The following is a 19,584-nucleotide window of genomic DNA, read 5'->3' as shown; positions in this document are numbered from 1 at the left end:
ATGCAACCATTCAAAAAAAGGACTCGCTGAACGTTGCTGATTTTATGACGCGCAATGTTTTCCAAATTGAAATGGACACAACGGTTTGGGAAATGAGCCAGATTTTTCAGGAACACAATTTTCATCATTTGGTGGTGATGGAAGAGGAAGCGTTGGTTGGCATCATTTCGGACCGCGATGTGTTGCGTTCGGTCAGTCCGTTTATCCAAACATTTTCCGAACAGCGCCGCGACCGCGACACATTAAACCGGAAAGCGCATCAAATAATGACGCGCCATCCGGTAACAATCGTTGAATCTGAATCGTTGTTTACCGCAGGTCAAACCATGCTCAACCGGCGGGTTTCCTGTTTGCCGGTTGTGGATGCGCACGGAAAACTCTGCGGCATCATCACTTCAAAAGATGTTATTCAAGCCTTTGTGCATCAACACAATCCATAATTAACGCGTACGAACAAACTCGATACGGCGATTCCGGGCGCGCCCGTCTTTGGTATTATTCGGTGCGATCGGGTTTGCGGGACCAAAGCCTTTGGCAACCAAACGTGCCGGATCAATGCCGCGGGAAATCAAATATCGCCGCACGGACTCCGCCCGTTTTTGCGATAAAGTGATGTTTGTATTGTAGTTACCTGTGTTGTCCGTATAGCCGTGAATTTCCACATCCATATCCGGATACGAAACGAGCGTTTGATACGCTTTTTCGAGAATGACTTCCGATTGCGGCGAAATATTTGCGCTGCCGGTTGCGAACAAAATGCCGTCCAGCACTACTTTATCGCCCACTTTTCCGACCTTCAGCAGATCGTCATCTTCGCCATCCAGCGGATTGGTTTTGCGTTTTACTTCCGTGAAATCGTCAACGCCGCCATTGTCTGTATCCACACTCAACGGATCAGTATTGTGCGAAAGTAACTCGTCGCCGTCTGTCAAACCGTCGCCGTCGGTATCGGGATTTAATGGATCGGTATTGCTATTGTTAACTTCCTCTTTATCGCTCAACCGGTCGTTATCGGTGTCCGGTTTGGTGGGATCGGTGCGGTATTTGGTAATTTCCGTTCCGTCTTCCAATCCGTCTTTGTCCGAATCTTTGTCATTTGGATTGCTGCGATACACCATCACTTCTTCGCGGTCGTTCACGCCGTCGCCATCGCTGTCTGTTTCCAGCGGATTGGTTTTGAACGTGAACACTTCTTCGGCGTCGCTCAGCCCGTCTTTATCGGTATCGCGATCACGCGGATCGGTGGAGTATACACGGACTTCCTGCATATCGTTCAGCCCGTCGTTGTCCGTATCGATGCGCAGCGGATGGGTGCGATATTGCATAAATTCTTCGCCGTCGTTCAGCCCGTCGGTATCGCTGTCCGCGATATTGGGATTTGTGCCGAGTTTTCGCTCTTCGCGATCGCTCAGCCCGTCTTTATCTTTGTCCATCGTTCCGGTTTGCAGTTTGATGGTCAATCCTGCACGGCCGTTGAAATAACCGTCATTTTTGTTGATATTCACCAAATTCAGGTCATCCGTGTTTGTGAAATTATAGCCACCGGCTACATCGATGGAAACGTAATCCGACAGCCCGATCTGAAAACCGCCCCCAACCGGTGCAACGAGTTTCCACTTTTGATTTTCCGCAGTTGCGGAAGCGCTCGGCGGTGCGTCCGTAACATCGTAATACAGTCCGCCAATGCCGCCATAAACATACGGACTGAAAACATTCCCGGAAACCAGCCGCACCAGCAGGCTGTAATCAGCGCTATAAATTGTGGTTTCGTACGGTTCGTTGGCGTCTTTCTTCAATTTCCCCAAAAAATTTCCGGTAACCTGACCTTCAATCCGGTCAAAAATGGCGTGGCGCAAAAACACGCTGCCATAAGGATTGATCCGGTCATCTCGTCCAAATTCTGTATCGCCCAGTAAAACACCCCCACCAAAACCCACGGAAAAACTTTCCGTTTTTAGTTGCGCAGAAATTACGGTTGAAATTACCAGCAATAAGATTCCGGCAATCATTAAATTAAAACGGGGCATAAAATCCTCCTAAGGGTTTAAATGGTGCTAAGTTTAGCATTTACAACAAGTAAATTATTTTCAAGCCCGTAATCAAATAATCTTTTGTCTTAAAAAAGTTGACATTCCTCAATTTTACCCAAAAACCCGCACGTATATTGTATATAAATTAAGCGAAACGCGATATTTTTTAAATTTTTTCGTCTGAAATTAACAGATCTCTACAGATTAAAGTAAGTATTATTTGTATTTAACGAGGCAATTGGCGAAACTTGCCGGGTAAATGTATTGTTGAGTTTTACATGCAGTGTAAACTTTTTGCACAAAATCCCGAATATTATGAACAGCCAAAAAGCACGGTGCCCTAAAAAAAGGACCGGGAACTCGAAAAAACGTTGTGTTGTTGAAGATGATAAAAAACGGATCTCAGAATAATGGCAGAGGTAGCACGGGCTTAGCTTAAGCATTTTGGAGCTGATTCCATCAATTTATCATGAAGACCGGGTTCAGACATTTTGTTGTGGTTATTGCACTGGGATTTGGTGTTGTTTTGACCAACGCTTGCCAAACCAGTCCGGTGCCCGTTGAGTCGCTGGTTGCAGAGCAAGACAGCCTGATGAGCATCATCGAGCAAAAAATCGAGAGTAAACAACAACAACAGGCAGAGCTGGAGAAATTCCGGAAACGCCAGTTGCCCCGCAATTTTTCCGAACAACTCAAAAAATATTTCCCGATAATCCGCAAATATACTGCCCGTTACAAACTGGATTGGCGACTCACCATTGCCCAGATTCTCAAAGAATCCTATTTTAAAGAGAACGCCATGAGCAACGTTGGTGCAATGGGTTTGATGCAAATTATGCCCCGAACCGCGCGGGAAATTACCAGCGAAATAGATATCGCCTACATCACTAAAGACCCGCATGAGAACATTACCGCGGGCATTTATTATATGTATAAGCAGCTCAAAAATTTTCCGCGGGCAGATCCCGACAACCGTATTATGTTGGCGCTTGCCGCATACAACGCCGGTATTGCCAGGGTTTACGATGCACAGGATATTGCCCGTGTGCGCCAGTTAGACCCGAATACATGGGCTGCGGTAAAAGAATGCCTACCGTTACTCACCGATGAACACTGGAAATTGCATCTGGAAGTTTGGGAGCTTGGGCATCCTACTTTTGGCTATTTTTACGGCTACGAAGAAACGATCGATTATGTGGACGACATCATGAAAAAATATGACGCTTTCCGCAAAATGTATCGCAATGACGTTGAACACCTCTCCATTGAAGAGCTTAGCGCATCCATGTAAAATGCTGCGTTTTTGCATTTCCCCCTCCAAAAATGAAATCCATAAAAATTTTGCATAACCCGCATGATTTTGTAAATTTGTGAGCTTTGCCGGAACCTGAGAGCGCATTTTGCGGTTTGCAATCCGGAATAAGTTTAGTGTTATCAAAAAAGGAAAAATGATTGATGAAAAAATGGTTACTGGTGGCAATTTTAGCTGTGGTTATGGTGTGCACAGCGCAGGCGCAAGAAAATTATACGCAATTCAAATCGCAAATTAATGGCTATTACCATAACATCGTTGATTCGGATGTGCAAAACTTCAGTTGCCTGATCACCTCTGCGGCATATATCGATTTTATCGATGATCATGCGGATAGCAGTTTCTACTATCCCCTGAAAATTACCTGGCTATCGGACGGAAGCAGCTATTATGCGTTGCAACCCTTTCCGGCTTTGCCAGATTCCATTCAGCGGAAAATGTTTGCGCAGGCGCAGGCGCTCAAAAATTTGTGGAGCTATATTTTCCCCGATCTCAACAAATTTGTGTTTTACGAACCGCTGCACGAAGTTCCAGACAATGCAACACTCACAACCTTTGGCGATACCATCGGTGTCGCGTTTCGCATCGAGGAAAAAGCGCGCGAAGTTAAATCTAAACAAACCTTTACCAAAGGTGGTATGCTGGGTAGAGTGATCTGGTTTTTCAACGAGCGCAAGGAAGTTTATTACCCCACTTATAAAGAAGTGAACAAAAAATGGCTTTGTCTGGGGTGGGACGGGCAGGTGTTAACCAACAATGAAGTATCCAGCGGATTGCGCACCAAAATTATTTATTTCCGGCAGAATGAGCGATTTTTACCGGAGCAAATTAATTTGTTTGTCCAAACCCGCACCGAAAGCGGTGACATCCAAACAATCCCACGCGTGCTTTTTTTGAAGGATTATGAATTTAACCAGAATGTGCAAGTGATTACCGCAAAGGGCGATTCTGCGGCGGCAGCGCAAGAGCAGCCATAAATTTAGTTTCGTGAGAACGGGTTCAGCCGTGGTTGGTGGTAAACCATCACCTGCGGCGCAGGAAAAAAGCGCGCCCGGTTCCGTTGCCAATGCAGTGGGCTATCGAATTCTCCCCATGACAGTCGTGCAAAAACCCAAAAAGCAGCAAGTTTCAGGCGCATCGCTATTTCCTCTGTTTATTTCCTCAATCTATTTAACAAAGATAATTGCAATTTCGCGGTAACGCAAAAATCGAACAAAAATGATGCAGAAATTACAAAAAATAGCCGTTTTGGGCATTGTTTGGCTGATCATTTTGATTGGCGGCTGTGAAAAACCTGCGCATGATCCACAGATTTTTCAGCGCTGGCAAAGCGTTTTACCCGCACCGGCTGTGCCGATTTCGATCGAATTGAGCATCCGGCAATCCGGCGACGGACAGCTTTCCGCAAACATTAGTATTCCCGAAGAAAATATCGACAATTTACCGGTGACGCAAATTCACCGGGACGGCGATCAGTTGTCGCTGGCAGTGCCGGAACTGGCGCTCTTTTTCAACGGACTTTTAGGCGAAGCCGATGCGTTTATCACCGGCGATGCCGTTCGCGGTCGCCAGCGGTTGCCGTTGGTGCTTAACAAACAATCGGGCGAAACCGGGATGACCGGCGACTGGCGCGGAACGCTGCGTTTTCCGGGAAAATTGTTGCATCTGACTGTCGAGTTGAGCCACAATTGGTCGGGTGAAATAACTGGAAAATTTTTCAGTCCGGAGTTGAATGCCCAAAATGTGCCGTTGGACGAAGTTAAAATGACTGATTCGGAAATTGAATTTTCATCCCGATTGCTGGATGGAGAATTTTCCGGTAAGTTCAATAAAAACAAAAACATGTTTGATGGCAATTGGCGTTGGCAGCGCGCCGAAATTTCAAATAAAATTGTTTTTGAACCGGTGCCGCCGCTCGATTCGCTGACGTGGCAATTGCCCGAATCGTTGAATGACGGTTGGGAAATTGCCGCGCCGGAATCGACCGCATTGAAAATTGCGCTCATCGATTCGCTGCTTTCTGCGCTGCGCCGCAACGAATTTCCTGATGTGAACAGCCTGCTCGTCGCACATCGCGGGAAGCTGGTTGTGGAAATTTACCCTGAAATTTCCCGGCGCGGGATGCTCCGCAATCTCGATAACGCAACACTCGGCATCACTGCGTTGCTGTGCGGCATCGCCATCGAAAAGGGATATTTATTCGGTGTCGACCAGCCGGTTTTTCCACTGCTGCGCGAATATGCGGCCATCGAAAATTCCGATCCCCAAAAATCGCAAATTACGATAAAACAGCTACTTACGATGACCAGTGGATTGGGCTGTAACGATTGGTCGCGTACGGCGCTGGCAACGGAAGATAAATTGCTACGCGGCCGGAATTGGGTAAAATTGATGCTGGATTTACCCACCGCATTTCCACCCGGCGAGGCGTGGTCTTTCTGCGCCGGAAATGGCGCTGTTTTGGGCGCAGTGCTGGAAAACGCAACCCGGACCAGGCTTGAGCATTTTGCCCTGCGGAATTTGTTCGAACCGCTCGGCATCGACGAATTGTCGTGGGGCGTTTCGCCGGAAGGGCGGGCGTATGGCGGCGGCATGCTGATGCTCACCACCCGCGCGATGGGCAAAATCGGGCAGTTGGTGCTGGAAAACGGTCGTCGCAACGAACTGCAAATTGTGCCGGAAAACTGGATTTCCCAAATGTGCGCACCGCAGGCGGAAGCATGGGGCGAAAATGCACCCGCTCCAAATTACGGTTACGGCTGGTGGCAAACAGAAATTGCCGGTGTTCGCACTGTTTTTGCGATGGGAAAAGGTGGGCAATACATTGTTACTGTACCGGATGCGGAACTGGTTGCCGTATTTACCAGTGGCGATGCAAAACCGGTGTTCGATCCCAAACCGTTGGAAATTCTGGAAAAATATTTGATTCCTGCGTGTCCGTAATCGGACAGGTGCTGTTTCCCGCCGAACATTTTTGATAAAAAAACTCCTCCAAAAATCATTTAAATTCAATAAAAACAACGATGGCACGTTTGTTGATTAAGTCGTGGTTGAACTAATGTGTAAATCGCGCATCTTTCAAAAACGGTTTTTCTGAGAGGTTGTATCATGTTGAAGAATTATCTCAAAATTGCATTTCGCAGTTTGCTGAAACAAAAAATATACACATTTATTAACGTGTTGGGATTGTCCATCGGGATTGCTTGCTGCATTTTCATTTTTTTATTTGTGCAGGAGGAGTGGTCGCACGATGCCTTTCACGCGAATGCGGACAATTTGTACCGGCTGGTGATCGCTCAAAAAGACGACAGCGGCGAAATCTATCGGAACACGCTTTTCCCGCACACGTTTCCCCAAACGATACATGAATCGGTGCCTGGGGTTGTTGCTGCCAGCGGTTTTGTCAAATCGCGAACGTGGATTTCGTATGGAGCCGATTTGTCATTTCAGCAGCATTTTGGGCAGGTTGAAAAAGATTTTCTGAACATGTTCAGTTTTCCGCTGATCGCCGGTGATCCCGCAACTGCATTGTCGCAACCGGATGCGGTTGTGATTTCAAAAGAGGTCGCGGATAAATTTTTCCCGGAAATTAACGGCGATTATCCGGGTTTGCTCGGCCATGTATTGCGTTTTCATGGCAGTGAGGCAAAAGATTACACCGTTACCGGCGTGATGGAAAATGTGACGTCGTTATCATCACTGCAATTTGATATGCTGACGCCGTTGGACAATGTGAAGCTGTATGGCAAAAATAACAACGATATGGGCGAAACCACGATTTATCTGCAATTGAAACCCGGCACAAATCTTGAAAATATGGAAACATCGCTATCCGCGTTGATTGATGCGAACCTCGGTGCCCGGATTGCGGAAACCAACGATGAACTGGAACCGGCACGCTACCGGGAATTTTTCTCGCTACATTTGCAACCGCTCACGGATGTTTATCTCGATCAATCGGTCAACAGCAATTACACGGAATTCAGCAAACCGATCTATTCCTACATTTTATCGGCGATTGCATTTCTGGTGCTGTTTATCGCCTGCATCAATTTTACGACGTTGTCGATCGGGCGTTCCACTACCCGCGCGATGGAAGTTGGCGTTCGCAAAGCGTTGGGCGCGTATCGCCAACAGTTGATGCTCCAGTTTTGGGGCGAAGCCCTGTTGCTCACTGCGCTGGCATTGGTTTTGGGAATCGGCGTTGCCGAATTGCTGCTGCCCGTTTTCAACGCAATGTCGCAGAAGTCTTTGTCTTTATTCAATTTAGAAAACCTGAATTCGATTGGAATATTGTTCGGTATTTTGATTGTCACCGGATTAATGGCCGGCAGCTATCCGGCAATTATTTTATCGCGATTTTCACCGGTTGCTGTATTCAAAGGGGATTTGAGCGTTGGCGGTCGCAACCGTTTCACCCGGGGAATGGTGCTGGTTCAATACGTGCTGTCGGTTAGCCTGATCATCATTACACTGGTGATTGTTCAGCAACTGGATTTTATGCGCCATAAAGATACCGGTTTCGCGACGGATGCCGTTGTGGTTGTCGATATGCCGCACGAAAATACGGATAATGTGTACGAACTCTACAAACAGCAAATTTTAAAAAATGATAACATCGTGACCGCAACCGGCAGCGATCGTGCGTTCACTTCCGGCAAATCCATGCGCGGAACAAAAAACGACAAGGGCGAGTGGGTGGTTGTCCGGCTTATCCGGGTGGATGAAGATTATCTCAAAACGCTGGATATCGATCTGCTGGCAGGGCGCAATATTTCTTCGGAAATGGCAACCGATGCCACACTGGCGGTGCTCGTAAACGAAGCATATGTGAAAAAACTTAACTGGACAAACGAACAGGCGCTCGGTCAGCAACTGCTCGATTTGGATGACAATCAGGAACCGCCGGTGATTGTGGGTGTGGTGCGCGATTTTCACATCGATTCGATGCATCGCGAAATTGAGCCGCTGGTGTTGCACAACAACCCGGATTATCACCGAATGTACCGGGTGCTGGCGCGCATACGCCCATCAGAGATGCCCCAAACTGTTGATTTTCTGAAAGATACGTGGGAAACGTTGGTGCCGGATCAGCCCTTCAAATACGCTTTTTTGGATGAAGAATTAGACAAACAATACAAAAGTGAAGAGCAATGGAGCCAGATTATCGGCTACGCTTCCTTTTTTGCGATTCTCATTTCCTGTTTGGGATTGCTCGGATTGGCTGCGCTGGCCGTTACCCGTCGCACCAAAGAAATCGGGATTCGCAAAGTGCTCGGCGCATCTGCACCGAATATAATTTCGCTGATTGCCCGCGAATTTTTGATTTTGGTAGCCATCGCCAATCTGATCGCATGGCCGCTGTCGTACGGTATTGCCAGCCAATGGTTGCAAAATTTTGCCTACCGGATCGATCTTTCGGTTTGGGTGTTTGTTGCCGCAGGCGTACTGGTGGTTTTGGTTGCGTTGTTCACGGTCAGTTCGCAGGCGATTCGCGCGGCGTTCACCAATCCGGTAAAATCGCTGCGATACGAATAATCCAATCGGGTGAAACCGAAACACACACATTTTAAATACTGGAAATCCGGCATGTTAAAAAATTATCTGAAAATTGCGTTGCGCAATTTGAGCAAACAGAAATTGTATTCGCTGATAAATGTGATCGGGCTGGCGGTGGGGTTGGCGTGCTGCCTGCTGATCATGTTGTTCATTCGCAACGAGCTGAATTTCGACAAATTCCACGAAAATGCAGACCGGATTTACCGTGTGATAATCCGCACCGAAGAAAGCGAAGGCATCGAAACTGTGGTGCTCAACCCGTTTCCGCTGGCTGAGGCGCTAAAAACCGATCACCCGGAAATCGGCGATATTTGCAGCATTTTGTATCCCGGCAATTTTCTGGTAACCCACGGTGAAAACAAGTTTTTCGAAGAACGGATAATGTTTGCTAAGCCCAATGTTTTCAAAGTGTTCACATTCCCCTTGTTACAGGGTGATCCGCAAACTGCGTTGCAGGAACCGAACACAATGGTTTTGACGCAACAGATGGCCACCAAATATTTCGGCGCTGAAAATCCTATCGGAAAAACGCTGCGGCTGGATAATGCGGTCGATTTTTTGATCACCGGCATCGTATCCGAAGCGCCGTTGCAATCGCATATTCAATACGATTTCATCGCTTCGCACCATTCCGATATCCAGTCGCTGCTGGGTTGGGACCCGACCTATCAGTGGGGCGCATATATCGGGAATTACAATTATGTGCTGATTCCCGAAGGCACAAATGTGACGCAGCTTTCCGCGAACATCGCCGGATTGATGGACAAATACACCGACGATTCCCAATTGCGCAAACGCGAAGTTTTGCTGCAGCCAATGCTGGATATTCATTTGAAATCGAATTTCGATGGCGAAATGGATGGCAGCACGCCGATGTATTTGTTGTGGCTGCTCGGCGGCATCGGGTTGTTGATTTTGGGCATCGCCTGCATCAATTTTATGAATCTGGCGACCGCTCGTTCCGCCGGACGCGCCAAAGAAGTGGGGATGCGCAAAACCCTCGGCGCGATGCGCGGACAGCTTATTACGCAATTTATCGGCGAAGCCCTGCTGTTGACAACCCTGGCGTTGATTATCGCGTTCGGGCTGACAGAATTATTTTTACCGCTGTTTGAGAAACTGGCCGGAAAAGAAATTCCGTTCGACTGGTTGGCAAATTGGGATGTGCTCGGCGGATTTTTGCTGCTCAGCCTGTTCACGGGGTTGGTTGCCGGTGCGTATCCGGCGTTTTATTTATCCGCATTTCAGCCGGTGCTGGTGCTGAAAGGGTTGAAAAAAATCCAGAATAAGGCTGGCGGAGCGTTGTTTTTGCGGAAAATTTTGGTGGTGCTGCAATTTTCGCTGACGATCGTGTTGATTATCGCAACGATGGTGATCAACGGGCAACTTCGCTACATGCAAAATGCCGAGCTCGGTTTCAAAAAATCTGCGAAAATTGTATTGCCCATCCAAACCGACGAAGCCCGGAAAGATTACCAATCGCTGAAAGCCGAAGTGATGCAATATTCCGGAATCACCGGCGTTACTGCCGCGTTCAAACCGCCGTTGGGCGGGTTTAATTTTGGCACCAGCGCATACCCCGAAGGGCGGGAATCGTCAAAACGATTTAACATCAGCCTCTATTTGATTGATGAAGATTATCTCGAACAGTTCGGTTTGCAACTGGTTGCCGGACGTGCGCTTGATGGAAATTTACCCATCGAAGAACGCGCAGAAATTCTAATCAACGAAACAACGCTTCACAAATGGGGAATTTTTGATCCGCAGGAAGCGCTTGGTAAAATGTTACCCATCGGGATGAACAGCATTACCGGCGAAGTGGTTGGCGTGGTGAAGGATTTTCACAATCAATCGCTTCAACAGCCGATTTCACCGATTCTTTTTGGCTATTGGCCAAACCATTTTTACCGGGTTACCGTTGCGGTTCAGCCGGATAAAATTGACGAATCGCTGGCGCACCTCAAAAAAGTGTGGGCGGAGTTTATGCCGGCATTTCCATTCGAATACAAATTTCTGGATGATGAAATTGCCAAATTTTATGAAAAAGAACAGCAAGCGCGGGAAATGATGGGCGTATTTTCCGGGCTGGCAATATTTATCGCATGCCTCGGTTTGTTTGGTTTAGCAGCGTTTACCGCAGAGCAGCGCACCAAAGAAATCGGGATTCGCAAGGTGCTTGGGGCTTCGGTTGGAAGTATTATTTCGTTATTGTCGCAGGATTTTCTTAAGCTGGTGATTGTGGCTTTTCTTTTCGCAACGCCGGTCGCATGGTTTACGATGAACAACTGGCTGCAGGATTTTGCATATCGGTTCAATTTGTCGCTGTGGATTTTTGTTGGTGCCGGGCTTTTGGTGTTGCTCATCGCACTGTTCACGGTCAGTTTCCAGTCTGTTCGGGCGGCAATTGCCAATCCGGTAAAATCGTTGCGATACGAATAATTTTTTGCTGATCCCCCGTATTTTGCGGAATCCCGGACAGCGGTGTTTTTTTTCGCACGGGATTCCGCAATTTTGTTGCAAAAATTACCTTTTTTTCGATCGATTTCCCGGGCACTCCCTCAAAATATTGATCGACAGACCCAAATCCTTCCCGACAGTTTTCCTTTATTAGAAATGCCGGAATGTTTATTCAGGTTTTACATTGCGGTTCAAAATCTTTATATTCATCTGATTCTGAGAGTTCTATATTTTTCGTAATCGCAAGAAACAATCGTTTGTTGCAGGTGTTAAACATATCGAAAAAATAGAATGAGGTTTTTGAACGATGTTTTATTTATTGTGCCGGAATCGCGTTGCTGATTTTGCGAAATGGAAAAAGGTTTTTGATTCCAATCAGGGTGAGCACCGTGGTGCAGGGCTTTATTTGGTCCATTTTTGGCGGGAATTGGATGACCCGAACAATATTTTTTACGTGTTTCAGGTTAGCAACATCAGCGCTGCGAAAGCATTTATCAACGCCCCGGAAGGGAAAAAAGCTGACAAAACCGCGGGTGTCATCGATAGTGAAGTTCATTTTCTTGAAAATAATATCAGCAATTTTTAAAAGATATTTTTCCCTCCCGGATAGCCTGTCGCTCGCAATCGTTGGGTTTTTTTGAGATCTGTGAATTGCCGTTCATCCGTTGAAAAAATAAATTTTATGAATCCCGGAAACGAATGTTACGTAAAGAAAAATCTTGATATTTTTATAAAAATAGTGCGGGCGAATGTCCGTCATCGTATCAACATCGAATGGAGGCGTTATGAATTTCAGACAAAATGCTGCATCGCTAATTGTTCTGGCGATGCTAATGCTGTTGGGTGCAACGGCCGTTGCACAGGATACAGCATTGAAAATTGATTACCAGAAATACAAGCTGGACAATGGTTTGGAGGTGATTTTACACGAAGATCGCTCCGACCCGATTACCGCTGTGGCAATCCTTTTCCACGTTGGCTCCAACCGCGAAGAAGTGGGACGCACCGGTTTTGCCCACCTGTTTGAACACATGTTATTTCAGGAATCGCAACACGTTGGGCAGGATCAGTTCTTCCGCAAAATTCAGGGTGCCGGTGGTACGCTGAACGGCGGAACATGGGAAGACGGCACCATTTATTACGAAGTAGTGCCCAAAAATGCGCTGGAAATGGTGCTCTGGCTGGAATCTGACCGGATGGGTTTTCTGCTGCCGACGGTAACGATGGAAGCATTTCAAAATCAGCAGAACGTTGTTCAAAACGAAAAACGCCAGCGGGTGGATAACGTGCCATATGGCCACACCAATTATGTGATCCACAAATTGATGTATCCCGAACAGCATCCGTATAACTGGCAGGTGATCGGTTCGTTCGAAGATTTGCAGAACGCAACCATTGAAGACATCCACAATTTTTACAAAAATGGTATGGGCTGAACAACGCTACGCTGGTTATCGCCGGAGATTTTGACGAAGCCCAAACCAAAGCATGGGTGCAAAAATATTTTGGTGAGCTGAAAGCCAGCCCGGCAGTTGCCGAACCAAAGGCAATGCCGGTATCGCTGACGGAAACCAAACGCGCGTTTCATGAAGATAATTTTGCACAATCGCCGGAAATGAACATGGTTTTCCCGACGGCGCCGCAATTCAAAAAAGATTCGTACGCGCTGGATTTATTGGGCGATCTGCTGTCTCAGGGCAAAAAAGCGCCGCTCTACAAAGTGCTGGTCGAAGAAAAACAGCTTGCGCCGGATGTTTCCGCACGGCAAAACAGCAGCGAAATTGCCGGTGATTTCCGCATCCGCGTTCGCGCGTTCCCCACTTCCGATCTGGATGATGTGGAAAAAGCCGTGAAAGAAGCGTTCACGCGTTTCGAAACGGAAAAATTCACCGAAGATGATCTCGCCCGTATCAAAGCCCGCACCGAAACCAATTTTTACAACGGCATCAACAGCGTGTTTACAAAAGCGTTTCAGTTGGCATATTATAACGAATACGCCGGTTCACCGGATTTCATTACCAACGATATCCAAAATACGCTGGATGTAACCTCCGCTGATATTTGGGCGGTTTACAACAAATATCTGAAAGATAAACCGTACGTGATCACCAGTTTTGTGCCGGCAGGAAAACCGGAACTTACTGCGGAAAATTCCGAGCGTTTTCCGGTTGTAGAGGAAAAAATTGAGGAAGAATCCGCCGATGCGACGACCGAAACTGCATCGATGGCATCCGATTTTGTGGTGGAAAAAATGCCCACCGCATTTGATCGCACCGTTGAACCTGCCAAAGGTCCCGCACCGGAAATTACCATTCCGGCAGTTTGGGAGCACAGCTACAAAAACGGGCTGAAAGTGTATGGCATCGAAAACAGCGAGTTGCCATTGGTAGAATTTTCGATGACGCTGAAAGGCGGCACATTGCTGGATGATTTGAACAAAATGGGTGTTGCCAACCTCGTTAGCGATGTGATGATGGAAGGCACCAAAAACAAAACCCCGCAGGAACTGGAAGAAGCCATCGAAAAACTGGGTGCGAGCATCCGCATCAGCACCGGTCGCGAATCGATTACGTTTACCGTCAATTCGCTGGCATCCAAATTTGACCAGGTTTTTGCGCTATTTCAGGAAATGTTGCTGGAACCGCGTTGGGATGAAAAAGAATTTGCCCGCATCAAACAGGAAACCATCGAAGGCATTCAGCGCAACAGCGTTAACCCATCGGCAGTTGCCGGACGGGTGTTCCGCCGGTTGGTTTACGGCAACGATAATGTGCTGGGTCGCCCGGTCACCGGCGATGTCGAAGATGTCGAAAACATTACCATCGCCGATCTGAAAGCCTATTACAGCAATTATTTCTCGCCGTCCGTTGCCAATGTTTGCATCGCCGGAGCGCTCGGCCAAAAAGATGCGGTTAAACATTTCGAAAAACTGGCTAAAAAATGGCAGAAAAAAGAAGTGAAATTCCCGGAATTCCCGGCACCGCAAATGACGGAAAAAACACAGCTGTATTTTGTGGATATTCCCAACGCAAAACAATCGCAGGTTTTTGCCGGACATTTGGGTTTGGCGGAAACCGATGCCGATTATCATGCGGCAAGCGTGATGAATTATCGTCTCGGCGGCAGCTTTAACGGCATATTAAACATGATTTTACGTGAAGAAAAAGGCTACACTTACGGTGCGCGTTCCTTCTTCACCGGATCAATAAATCCGGGATTTTTCCTGGCATCATCGGGTGTAAAATCCAACGTGACGCTGGAATCTGCCCAAATCGTGAAAGAAGAAATCGGGAAATATCTCGACGGCATTTCTGAAGAAGACCTGATGTTTACCAAAGATGCGTTGATCCAATCCAACACCCGCCGTTTGGAAACGCTGGATGCACAGCGCAGCATGCTGGAAGATATCGCCATGTATGGTAAACCGGTAGATTTTATCAAAAAAGAAGCACAGGTTACCCGAAACATGACCACCGAGCAGCATCAGATGTTGGCGAAAAAATACATTCACCCGGACAAAATGGTTTACCTGATTGTCGGCGATGCCGCAACACAGGCACCCCGGATGACGGAGCTTGGTATCGGTGAACCAGTTATGCTGGACACAAAAGGCAATACTATTGAATCTGAATAACCTAACCGATTGGGGTATTGCGCTCCGCAAAATCGAACAATTGCTGAACGAGTATTTGCTGAAAACAGAAGATTGGCGCCGGAATTTCCGGCGCCTTTTTTTTGCCCGTCAGTATTGCATCAACCGGAAATTCTTATTGATTTTGCCACAATCTAATAGTTATATAGCAGTTGCAGGTAATTCCAAGAATGATGGATTTTATTTTGGATTATCATTATATTCAAATTGATTCACGGAACATTTTCATATTGGACAGAGGGTGTGATTGTTTTATTCTCGCATGTTTAATTGTAAAATTTACATTCAGTTATCCAATTAATTTGCCGACTTTAGCCAAATGAAATAAACATCAGAAGTACCAACATTCACTGCAACTTAGCGAGGGCAATTAAATGAGCAACGATTATTTTGACAAACTTTCGGAGAAGATTATTGCCAACAATACTGTTGACAAAAATCTGTTTACGGAGCTGGATGTAAAACGGGGGCTGCGAAATGCGGACGGTTCCGGAGTTCTTGCCGGTTTGACAAAGCTTTCGAGTGTGGTCGGCTCAAAAAAGATTGATGGCAAACTACAGCCGGTTGAAGGCAGTTTGTCTTACAGGGGCATTAATATTGTAGATATCGTAAAAGGATTACAGGCAGAAAAACGCCACGGCTTTAGCGAAATTACCTACCTGATGTTGTTGGGCGAGCTACCTACACCGGATCAATTAAAAGAATTCGAAAGCCATCTGTATAGCGAAATGGCTTTATCCCGAAGGTTTATTTCCACCAACATTTTGCAATTCACCAGCGCCAGTGTCATGAATATGCTGCAGAAAGGCGTGCTCACGCTGTATGCGCTGGATGAAAATCCGGATGATACCTCTGTATCGAATATTTTGCGCCAGAGCATCAGCCTCACTGCAAAATTCCCGGCGCTGATTGCATATTCCTATGTGGCGATGCGCAACAAATTCCACAACGATCCGCTGTTCATCAACATGCCGAAAGAAGGCTATGATATTGCCCAAAACTTTTTGCACATGCTGCGCCCGGATGGCCATTTCACCGATCTGGAAGCAGAATTGCTGGACCTGGCTTTAATTCTCCACGCTGAACACGGCGGAGGAAACAACTCCTCGTTCACCAGTCACGTTGTTTCCTCAAGCCAGTCAGACAGCTATTCCACCATTGCTGCGGCAATCGGTTCGCTGAAAGGCCCGTTGCATGGCGCTGCCAACTCCCAGGTTATGTCTATGATGGACAACATTAAAGAAAACGTGAAAAACTGGGCAGATAAAGATGAAGTTTCGGCATATGTGACCAAAATTATCCGCAAAGAAGCCTACAATAAAACAGGGCTGATTTACGGAATGGGGCACGCCGTTTACACCAAATCCGATCCGCGCGCAATCGTATTAAAAGAAAAAGCCCGCGAATTGGCAAAAGTGAAAAACCGCGAAGACGAATTGCAAATGTATTTGCACATCGAAGAAGTAACGCCGCAGATTTTCGCAGACGTAAAAGGCTCAACCAAAGTCATTTCGCCAAACGTCGATTTCTTCTCCGGATTTGTGTATGACATGCTCGGTTTCGATCCTGCAATTTATACGCCGATGTTCGCAATGGCCCGGGTTGTTGGCTGGTCTGCTCACCGAATCGATGAACTCATCAATGGCGGACGCATCATTCGCCCGGGCTACCGGAGTGTTGCCGAAGCTAAAGACTACATCTCAATAACGAAGCGATAAACTGTTTAATAACAATGTTTTGGCGGTGGTGAAAAATGTTTCGCCACCGCCGTTTTTTCGGTTGTAATATCGGCAATTGGAGTGTATTTTTTGCATTGACGCGAAAAAGACAAAGCCATGGAAATTCAGAAAATACTTGTCCCGGTCGATTTTAGCGAATTTTCCCGGAAGTCCGTCGAAGCTGCCCGGAAAATAGCGCGCCGGTTCGGCGCGTCAGTCACACTGATCCATATCATTGTCACCCCGCATGGTACCATTGGCGACAACCGAAAAAAAAATGTGCTGGAAAAGCAAAATGCTTTTATTCGCCAGCAATTTCAGGTACAATACGGCGATAAGTTAGAAAAAGAAATACAGGACGTTTCCTTTATTCTGATAACCGGTGTTTCGCCTGTCGATTCCCTACAGGAATATTTGCAGGATCACCCGCACGATCTTGTGGTGATGGGCACTCACGGTCAAACCGGATTCCGGTTTTTTGTGCAGGGCAGCGTTGTCGAAAAAATGATACGTTTTTCTTCAGTGCCGATTTTAACCATCCCACATGCCTTGCATAACATTCGTTTCAAACGGATTTTAGCGCCGCTGGATTTTTCGGTACATTCCCAAAAAGCGCTGGAATACACGGTTTCATTCGCAAAACATCACAACGCAAAAATTGTTTTTATGCATGTCATCGAGCAGGAAAATTATCCTTCATTCAGTTCTGCCGAAGAAGAATCTATATTTGAAATCGAACCTTCACTTCAACAATCCATTGTTGAAAATCTTCGCGAATTTGTTGCAGACACCGTCGATGAAAGCTACATTGAAGACTTTGTTGTAACCGAAGGCGTGGTTCATAGAGAAATTGTAAATTACTGCAAATCTTTCGATGTGATGATTATTTCCACTCACGGATTAACCGGACTGGAATATATTCAGATTGGCGGAACTGCGGAAAAAGTGGTTCGTTGGGCAAGTTGCCCGGTTTTGGTTGTCAAACGCGACGAACATTGATGTCACGCGACGTAATTGTATAATTACCTGTAATTATTGATTTTCGCCCTCAAATTATTCGGTTTCGGCAGCGAAAAACCGTCCGGAACCCATGCGCAATGCATACAGTAAAAGGACTTCATAAACCCAATACAATTGGCAACAAATGGAAAACGCTAACGAGAACATTGGCTCACAATCGAGCGCACGTAACAAAATTGTAGACATTCTGACCCGGGTTGATACCCGCCAATCTTACACCGACAAACTGTTGGATCGCGAAATTAACAGCTACAGCGATGAAGATCGTGCGTTGATTACCGAAGTGGTGAACGGCGTGTTGCGCTGGCGATTCCGGCTGGACTGGAATTTGAACCAGCTGTATGTCGGCGAATACGACAACCTGATTCCCGATGTAAAAAACAACCTGCGGGCTTCGATTTACCAACTGATTTATCTGGATCGCATTCCGGCGTACGCCATTTTGAATGAAGCGGTGGAAATTGCCAAAAGCAAATACAACCAGAAAACCGCCAATCTGGTGAACGCTATTTTGCGCAATTTTTTGCGTCAGCAGAAAAAACTGGAATATCAGGAAATGCAGCTTGGCTATATCGAACGGCTTTGCGTAACGCTGTCGCATCCGGCCTGGCTTATCCAGCGTTGGGTTGAACAATGGGGCGTGGATGATACGATGGCGCTCTGCGAAGCGAATAACGCCCGCCCGCGAATTGCCATCCGCATCAACCATTTGCTGCTAACCGATGAAAATGCGCTGTTTGCGGAGATGGAAGAAAAGGGTGTGACATACGAGCGCAATACCGATTTCCCGGAGTTTATCTGGATCGATGATTTTTCGGAATTCCGTAAACTGGATTATTTGCGCAATGGACAGGTTGCTGTGCAGGATGTGAGCACCGGCATTCCCGTTCGGCTGCTCCGCCCGCAACCAGGCGAACGGGTTTTGGATATGTGCGCCGCACCCGGCGGCAAAAGTGCGTATATCAGCGAGTTCATGCAAAATCAGGGATTGCTGGTTGATCTGGAAAAACACGCACCGCGCGCCAAAGCATTAAAAGATAATCTGGAGCGGTTGGGCGTAACCGTCGCGGAAGTGATCAACGGGGACGGATTGAGCCTGCCGTTGAACATCAAATTTGATAAAATTTTGCTGGATGCGCCCTGCTCCGGTTTCGGGGTGATCAACAAACGAGTGGATCTGAAATGGAAGCGCGTGCCGGAAGATATTGAAAATATGCACAAATTACAGCTCAGCCTGCTCGCTGCCGCTGCCGCTGCGCTGGCAGATAACGGTGTGATCGTTTACAGCACCTGCACTATCGAAAAGCGCGAAAATGAGGACACAGTGGACGAATTTCTGGCCGCCCACCCGGAATTTGTGAAAGAAGATTTGCGGAAAGATGTGCCGCAACATTATTTGTGGGATCGCTATTCCGTGCGCACGTTTCCGCATCGCCACCAAACGGATGGATCGTTTGCCGTGCGGTTGCGTAAAAAAGGAAATGCTGCAAGCTAAGATTTTATGGGAGTTACATTTTGAGCGATTGGATTTCAATCAACAAAGATGCCGGACACGTTGCCCGGGAAAAGCAAAAAGCGAAGGATTTAAAACGGAGCCAGTGGTGGAAACGCCAAATTGCCGATGGCAAATGCCATTATTGTGGCAATATTGTTCCGCCGGAAGAAATGACGATGGATCACATTGTGCCGGTTTCCCGCGGCGGCCGATCGGTGAAAGGGAATGTGGTCCCCTGCTGTAAATCCTGCAATAATGAAAAAAATCACCTCACACCTGCAGAAATTATCCTCAGGAAATTGGCAGAAGAGAAAAAAAATACGGATGAAAATCCGGAGTAA

At 46.9% G+C, this 19,584-nt stretch carries 15 protein-coding genes; 13 read left to right on the top strand and 2 right to left on the bottom strand.

Features of this window, described 5'->3' with window-relative positions:
• Window positions 1–44: 44 nt before the first annotated feature.
• On the top strand, window positions 45–440 hold the full coding sequence (locus H6629_04655) for a CBS domain-containing protein (GenBank protein ID MCB9067080.1): 396 nt from the start codon (window positions 45–47) through the stop codon (window positions 438–440).
• Here H6629_04655 and H6629_04650 read toward each other — a convergent pair whose 3' ends face one another.
• Window positions 441–2,027 (bottom strand): OmpA family protein, encoded by a 1,587-nt coding sequence (locus H6629_04650; protein ID MCB9067079.1) that lies wholly within the window; start codon window positions 2,025–2,027, stop codon window positions 441–443. It lies immediately after the preceding gene.
• Window positions 2,028–2,499: 472 nt separating this feature from the next.
• Between H6629_04650 and H6629_04645 the strand changes: the two genes are divergently transcribed.
• Both H6629_04645 and H6629_04640 read left to right on the top strand, forming a co-directional pair.
• Complete coding sequence (locus tag H6629_04645) at window positions 2,500–3,321, top strand: transglycosylase SLT domain-containing protein (GenBank protein MCB9067078.1); 822 nt, start codon at window positions 2,500–2,502, stop codon at window positions 3,319–3,321.
• A gap of 164 nt (window positions 3,322–3,485) precedes the next feature.
• On the top strand, window positions 3,486–4,319 hold the full coding sequence (locus tag H6629_04640) for a hypothetical protein (protein MCB9067077.1): 834 nt from the start codon (window positions 3,486–3,488) through the stop codon (window positions 4,317–4,319).
• Window positions 4,320–4,321: 2 nt separating this feature from the next.
• Here H6629_04640 and H6629_04635 read toward each other — a convergent pair whose 3' ends face one another.
• The gene (locus tag H6629_04635; protein MCB9067076.1) at window positions 4,322–4,480 is read right to left on the bottom strand and encodes a hypothetical protein; all 159 of its coding nucleotides are present in this window, start codon (window positions 4,478–4,480) and stop codon (window positions 4,322–4,324) included.
• A gap of 80 nt (window positions 4,481–4,560) precedes the next feature.
• Between H6629_04635 and H6629_04630 the strand changes: the two genes are divergently transcribed.
• From H6629_04630 to H6629_04585, 10 genes are all read left to right on the top strand, one after another.
• On the top strand, window positions 4,561–6,285 hold the full coding sequence (locus H6629_04630) for a serine hydrolase (protein ID MCB9067075.1): 1,725 nt from the start codon (window positions 4,561–4,563) through the stop codon (window positions 6,283–6,285).
• Between the two features lie 165 nt (window positions 6,286–6,450).
• Window positions 6,451–8,880: an ABC transporter permease gene (locus tag H6629_04625; GenBank protein MCB9067074.1), complete on the top strand. Its 2,430-nt coding sequence runs from the start codon at window positions 6,451–6,453 to the stop codon at window positions 8,878–8,880.
• A 51-nt stretch (window positions 8,881–8,931) separates the two neighbouring features.
• Window positions 8,932–11,340, top strand: a complete 2,409-nt coding sequence (locus tag H6629_04620; GenBank protein ID MCB9067073.1) for an ABC transporter permease — start codon at window positions 8,932–8,934, stop codon at window positions 11,338–11,340.
• Window positions 11,341–11,665: 325 nt separating this feature from the next.
• Entirely contained in the window at window positions 11,666–11,944 is a 279-nt protein-coding gene (locus tag H6629_04615) for a hypothetical protein (GenBank protein MCB9067072.1), read from the top strand.
• Window positions 11,945–12,143: 199 nt separating this feature from the next.
• Entirely contained in the window at window positions 12,144–12,794 is a 651-nt protein-coding gene (locus H6629_04610) for an insulinase family protein (protein MCB9067071.1), read from the top strand.
• A gap of 56 nt (window positions 12,795–12,850) precedes the next feature.
• Window positions 12,851–14,992 carry an insulinase family protein gene (locus H6629_04605; GenBank protein ID MCB9067070.1) on the top strand — a complete coding sequence of 714 codons (2,142 nt, stop codon included), beginning with the start codon at window positions 12,851–12,853 and terminating at the stop codon, window positions 14,990–14,992.
• A gap of 392 nt (window positions 14,993–15,384) precedes the next feature.
• On the top strand, window positions 15,385–16,728 hold the full coding sequence (locus H6629_04600; GenBank protein MCB9067069.1) for a citrate synthase: 1,344 nt from the start codon (window positions 15,385–15,387) through the stop codon (window positions 16,726–16,728).
• A gap of 117 nt (window positions 16,729–16,845) precedes the next feature.
• On the top strand, window positions 16,846–17,727 hold the full coding sequence (locus H6629_04595; protein ID MCB9067068.1) for a universal stress protein: 882 nt from the start codon (window positions 16,846–16,848) through the stop codon (window positions 17,725–17,727).
• Between the two features lie 145 nt (window positions 17,728–17,872).
• Entirely contained in the window at window positions 17,873–19,243 is a 1,371-nt protein-coding gene (gene rsmB, locus H6629_04590; GenBank protein ID MCB9067067.1) for a 16S rRNA (cytosine(967)-C(5))-methyltransferase RsmB, read from the top strand.
• Window positions 19,244–19,275: 32 nt separating this feature from the next.
• Window positions 19,276–19,584: an HNH endonuclease gene (locus H6629_04585; GenBank protein MCB9067066.1), complete on the top strand. Its 309-nt coding sequence runs from the start codon at window positions 19,276–19,278 to the stop codon at window positions 19,582–19,584.

It is taken from the genome of Calditrichia bacterium, from assembly GCA_020634975.1.
Taxonomy (GTDB): domain Bacteria; phylum Calditrichota; class Calditrichia; order RBG-13-44-9; family J075; genus JACKAQ01.
The sequence above is the reverse complement of the archived record's forward strand: the minus strand, read 5'-3'. Positions and strand labels throughout refer to the sequence as shown.